At 38.8% G+C, this 5,433-nt stretch carries 5 protein-coding genes; 3 read left to right on the top strand and 2 right to left on the bottom strand.

Annotation, left to right across the window (positions count from 1 at the left end):
• Positions 1-685 precede the first annotated feature (685 nt).
• Both deoC and PN471_RS13470 read right to left on the bottom strand, forming a co-directional pair.
• Complete coding sequence (deoC, locus tag PN471_RS13475) at positions 686-1,372, bottom strand: deoxyribose-phosphate aldolase (RefSeq protein WP_271777281.1); 687 nt, start codon at positions 1,370-1,372, stop codon at positions 686-688.
• A 113-nt stretch (positions 1,373-1,485) separates the two neighbouring features.
• Positions 1,486-2,604: a DNA cytosine methyltransferase gene (locus PN471_RS13470; protein ID WP_442867156.1), complete on the bottom strand. Its 1,119-nt coding sequence runs from the start codon at positions 2,602-2,604 to the stop codon at positions 1,486-1,488.
• Positions 2,605-2,931: 327 nt separating this feature from the next.
• Between PN471_RS13470 and PN471_RS13465 the strand changes: the two genes are divergently transcribed.
• From PN471_RS13465 to PN471_RS13455, 3 genes are all read left to right on the top strand, one after another.
• Complete coding sequence (locus tag PN471_RS13465; protein ID WP_271777280.1) at positions 2,932-3,207, top strand: BrnT family toxin; 276 nt, start codon at positions 2,932-2,934, stop codon at positions 3,205-3,207.
• Complete coding sequence (locus PN471_RS13460; protein WP_271777279.1) at positions 3,191-3,436, top strand: hypothetical protein; 246 nt, start codon at positions 3,191-3,193, stop codon at positions 3,434-3,436. Before PN471_RS13465 ends, PN471_RS13460 begins: the two co-directional genes overlap by 17 nt.
• A gap of 436 nt (positions 3,437-3,872) precedes the next feature.
• Positions 3,873-5,216 carry a DEAD/DEAH box helicase gene (locus tag PN471_RS13455; RefSeq protein ID WP_271777278.1) on the top strand — a complete coding sequence of 448 codons (1,344 nt, stop codon included), beginning with the start codon at positions 3,873-3,875 and terminating at the stop codon, positions 5,214-5,216.
• Positions 5,217-5,433 lie beyond the last annotated feature (217 nt).

Genomic DNA, 5,433 nt, shown 5'->3' with positions numbered 1-5,433 from the left:
TGCAGCCTACAAAACAAAAAACAAATCTCAAAACCAAAGAACCGTGGGGCGCACGGTCTTAAAGCTCAGTTAATGTCCTCATAGAGGAGTCACTGAGAAGCCCACACTCACCTGAAAGGGAGTGTGTGGAGTACGTCACCCGGAGGATGGGTTAGCTTAGACCTTAACCCACCAACAACTGATTTCGCAAACCCTACAGACTTACTTGAGGATTTTTGGAGTAACTAGGACTTACGCATTGACAGGATCAACCAAATATGAGGTATGGGTTTCGGGCATTTTAACGTGATTTTTTGATGATTTTTGAGCGCTCGCTATTGAGCAGAAGTTAATCACCAAAAGCCTGAAACGATGGATTTTCGTTCATGCACATCATGGTGAATTTGTACAGTGCGTAAGTCCTATGAAAATATTTAGACAATTACTACTTAGTGTTTTCAGTGTCATATTCTTTGAGTATTTGGTTGCTAACTACAGAATTATGTATGAATTTATATATAACCCTCTTACGGTAAACGGGGAATCAAAAACACAAGTTCCTAATTTTTAAATCCACATATAGAAATAATATTTGATTTTTGAAAATGATGGAAGAGGGTTACATAGTGTAACCAGGAAAAATCTTACAATAGAAACTAATTATTGTCTAGTCAATTTGTGAAATTACCTGATCATCCAGTAGGTATCAATTAATTATTTCTTTATCCGGGTAATTGCGTTGACGAAGTAAATCCACACCGCGGGATGTGCCTAATCTAGTTGCACCAACCATAATTAACTCTAAAGCATCATTATGAGTGCGAATACCTCCTGATGCTTTGATGCCTACACGATCTTTTGCTATCTCTTTTAAAAGCTTCACATCAGCTACAGTTGCGCCACCATTCCAACCTGTACTAGTTTTTAAGAATGCAGCGCCAGCATCCATAGCCAGTTCCGCAGCGATTTGTTTCTCTGTATCCGTAAGCAAGCTAGTTTCTAAAATTACCTTGACAGGTTGTCCAGCTTCTTCACAAATTGTGGCAATTTCTCGGTGAACTTCCTCTGTTTTTCCCGCTTTTAACCACCCTAAATTAATCACTACATCCAACTCAGTAGCACCATTGTCTACTGCTTCTTTAGCTTCATATAACTTTACGTCCGAAGTATTTGCACCATTGGGAAAACCAATGACTGTACAAATTTGAGGATTTTTTTTATACAAAAGTTCTGCTACTTGCTTAACATAACAGGGATTCACACAAACTGCTGCAAAGTTATATCTATATGCCTCATCGCACCATTGACTAATCTGTTCTGGAGTGGCAATTGGTAATAGCAGAGAGTGGTCAATAAATGGTGCAATATCAATGTTTGGATAGTCTGCTGCCATCGTTTTTTTGGTGTAAAGTTTATTAAACTTGATGAAAATTAAAGTATTTCTTATATCTTAAACCACAATAACCTCAGATCCCCGACTTCTTTGAGAAGTTGGGGATATTAATCTTACGAACCAGTGTTTAAAAAGTCAAGAATAGTTTGCGCTAAGGCTTTTGCGGCTAAGTAGGGAACACCATTACCAACGGTTTTAAACATATTCGTAAGTGACATATTTTCTGGAAGGGAAAAATCTTCAGGTAAGGATTGAATTGCTAAGGCTTCGGCTACAGAAATGCGTCTAACTTTATAAGGATGTAAATGGACTTCATTATTACCATAGCAAGCTGTGGGAGAATAACGCCAGCGGTGCAGACGTTTGAATGATTTTTTGGAATCATCGCCTTCAGCAATAGTAGCAAATTTGATTTTACCTGCCCTTGGTTGAAAATGATGTTGAGCATTAGGATGGTTGAGAACGTGATTTTTTCTAAACCAATATTCAACGGTTAGTTGTTGAGGAATATTTTTAGGACAAGGAATTATAGAATCTTCTTGAAATGGCTGACTTTTATGCCAAGGATACGTAAATACTTGTTCTTGAGGATATAAAATATATTTTTCCCAAGGAAAAGTAAATTCATGTTTGATTTTTATGTTTTTGAGAAATTTAGCTTGAAAGCCTATTAAAATAATTCTATCTCTATCTTGAGGGACACCATATTCAATAGAATTAATTAACCGTTCTGTTAAGATATAACCGGATTTTTGTAATTTTATTTTTAGCTCTTCAAAAAATAAACGGTGTTTTGTAGTTCTCCATAACCCTTTGACATTTTCAAATAAAAAGAAATCAGGTAGATTTTGACAAATCAATTCAACATAAGCAGATGAGAGTTTACCATTATCGCCTAAATGTCCTTTGTTTTTGCCACCAATAGAAAAATCAGGACAGGGGGGACCACCAATAAAACCAATTATGTTATTTAATTTTCGGGAATCTTTGACTAATTCATTTAATTTTTGTGCTGGTGTTCCTACTATTAATTTACTTACGTCTGCGGCTTCACCTTGATGATATCCATATTCAGGTTGGGGGAGGTTGAGTTTTTCTCGTGAATAGCGATATGCGAACATGAATGGAGGGAAGATTTCGTTAATGTAAGCGATGTGATAACCTATGGTTTCAAAGCCTAAATCGAGGAATCCTGAACCGGAGAAAAAGGAGAAGATGCTGGGAGTGGACATTATTTTTTGTAATTTTCTCTTAATGTTTTAATTTTTTGTTAAATTTTGAATTTAAACTATGCTATTTGTATAATTATTTATATATAAATTTGGGAGTAAAAAAGATGTCTGTTGGTCAAGTCGTAAAGTGTGGTCATTGCCGTGGAGATGGTACGTGTCAGTGCAATGGATGTCAAAAAAAAGCAGGTCTCACTACTGGCTTTACTGTATGTTGTGCTTGTGAAGGAAAAGGCTTCAATTGGATAGGTCCACAGATTGTATATCTCCCCCCGGACACGAATAGGTAATAACTCAAATTTAGATGAGAGAAAATGAGGCTAATTTTGCATGGGATTTGAATGGAATCCTCACAAAGCGACATTAAACTTTGAAAAACATAGTGTTTCTTTCCAAGAAGCTGCAACCGTATTTAATGATCCCTTATCTGTCACCTTCCCTGATCCTGACCACTCCATTGGAGAAAGTCGTTACGTTATTATTGGCATATCCAGATTTGGACAAATTTTAGTTGTTGCACACACTGAGCGAGGAGACAATATTAGAATTATCTCTGCTCGAAAAGCTACCCGACAGGAGAGGAAGTTTTATGAGGAAGGAAATTGAGAACGAAATGGAAGATGAGTTACGTCCTGAGTACGACTTTGCTCAAATGCAGGGAGGTGTTAGAGGTAAATATATTGAGCGATATCGTCAAGGTACAAATTTAGTGCTTTTAGATCCCGATATTGCTCAAGCTTTTCCTAATGATAACGCAGTGAATGAAGCATTGAGATTATTAATTCAGATTGCCCAGCGTCAACAGTCTAACATTGCAGTACAGGGTAAAGAATAGCAAAAGCCAGGGAATTAATTCCCTGTCTAATAGCTCAAGTCTACAAAAGTAGACTAAAGATTTATTTTTGATTTTCAGTCCACTTGAGTGGACTTTGGCTATTAGTCTGCTATTTTAATCGTAGGCGGTTTAGTTGCATAGTGCAAAATTTGAATCTTTACGTTAATCAATAGATTCTATATTTTGTAATCATCTAAATCATTACTAAAATGGATAAGTTACAAAGAATATTCAGCCTATTTATATTACTATTGGTACAAGTGGCATAAAGGATAATTCCTAGAGGTTCAGATTTTACCATAATTCTGTTATAATAGGAGGCTGTGGGATTTGCTCCTAGTCTTGGTGCTTACTGCCCATTTAGTATTTTAAACCATTCGTCCGCCTAAGACTGAAGCCGTGAGTGGCGACAGGCCGATGTTATTCTTGGAGTTCTATGTCTTTTTCTAATCTCGGCTTGTCCCCAGAAATTGTCCGTGCTGTCACTGAACGGGGATATGATCAACCTACACCAATCCAGACACAGGCTATCCCTGTGGTATTGTCTGGTGGTGATATTATGGCTGGAGCGCAAACGGGTACTGGTAAAACTGCCAGTTTCACTCTGCCTTTGTTACATCGTTTGTCTGCAAATAAGGGCATTTCTAGTAATTCCCATGGATTTCCGCCAATTCGCGCCCTAATTCTGACTCCTACCCGTGAACTCGCTGCACAGGTGCAAGAAAGTGTCCGTGATTATGGTAAATATTTGAATTTGAATTCAATGGTGATGTTTGGGGGAGTGAGTATTGGTCCCCAAAAACAGAAATTGAGAACCCGTGTAGATATTTTGGTTTCAACTCCAGGACGATTGTTAGATCATGTCCAACAAGGGACTGTGAATTTGTCCCGTGTGGAAGTGTTGGTACTGGATGAAGCAGACCGAATGCTGGACATGGGTTTTATTCATGATATCCGGCGGATTCTGGCACTTTTGCCTAAACAGCGGCAGAATTTGCTATTTTTTGCAACTTTCTCTGATAAAGTTAAAACTCTTGCGGCTGGGTTACTAAATAACCCGACTATGATTGAAGTCGCACGCCGAAATGTGACTGCGGCAACGGTATCACAAAAAGTTTATCATGTGGACAGAGAACGGAAGCGGCAATTACTGTCTCATCTGATTCGAGAAAACAAATGGTATCAAGTATTAGTATTTAGCCGCACCAAGCATGGCGCTGACCGGTTGGTGAAGCAGTTGGGTGAAGATCGAATTCAAGCGCTCGCTATTCACGGTAATAAGAGTCAGGGAGCGCGGACTCACGCTTTAGCAAAGTTCAAGGATGGGACTTTGCGGGTATTGGTAGCAACGGATATTGCTGCCCGGGGTCTTGACATTAGCGAACTACCGCACGTTATTAATTACGATTTACCTAATGTCCCAGAGGATTATGTGCATCGCATTGGTCGGACTGGACGCGCTGGGGCGGAAGGTCAAGCGATATCTCTTGTATGTGTTGATGAACATCACTTGTTAGCGGATATTGAAAAACTAATTGAGCAACGTTTACCGAAAGAAGTGGTAGATGGTTTTGGAGTCAACCCGGAAATTAAGGCTGAACCAATTCCCAATGGACGTAAAGCTCCTTCTGGTGGTGGTGGAAATCAGCGGACTCGTCGTTCTGCGCCTAAATCTGCTGCTCACAAATCCTCCAGACAGTCTTCTTCACCCACAGCCGCAGGGGATAAAAAGCTTGGTTCTAGTTCTCCTACACCACGTCGTTCTAGTAAACGCAGATAACATCTAATTTTTCCTAGGTTGGGTTGTACTTTGTTCAACCCAAAACCAAAATAACTACTTAACCCAAGTTGCTATTTATCCCACATTCCGCACCCCAAACTGTCACAGATCAAAAAAGCCCTTAAAGTAGTACATAATAACTAAAGTCAATTCAAAAATTAAGATGCTTAATGAGAATAAATAGCATTAAAAGCGAAATGGTGTGATAAAGTGAAAC

Origin of the sequence: Aphanizomenon sp. CS-733/32 (assembly GCF_028330045.1) — a bacterium.
In the GTDB taxonomy this organism is placed as follows: Bacteria; Cyanobacteriota; Cyanobacteriia; order Cyanobacteriales; family Nostocaceae; genus Dolichospermum; species Dolichospermum gracile.
Note: the sequence above shows the minus strand (reverse complement) of the source record. Positions and strands in the feature narration are given on the sequence as shown.

Excerpts from the sequence above, each read along its gene's own strand:
- deoC (WP_271777281.1), bottom strand. The coding sequence starts at position 1,372 with ATGGCAGCAGACTATCCAAACATTGATATTGCACCATTTATTGACCAC.
- PN471_RS13470 (WP_442867156.1), bottom strand. The coding sequence starts at position 2,604 with ATGTCCACTCCCAGCATCTTCTCCTTTTTCTCCGGTTCAGGATTCCTC.
- PN471_RS13465 (WP_271777280.1), top strand. The coding sequence starts at position 2,932 with ATGGGATTTGAATGGAATCCTCACAAAGCGACATTAAACTTTGAAAAA.
- PN471_RS13460 (WP_271777279.1), top strand. The coding sequence starts at position 3,191 with ATGAGGAAGGAAATTGAGAACGAAATGGAAGATGAGTTACGTCCTGAG.
- PN471_RS13455 (WP_271777278.1), top strand. The coding sequence starts at position 3,873 with ATGTCTTTTTCTAATCTCGGCTTGTCCCCAGAAATTGTCCGTGCTGTC.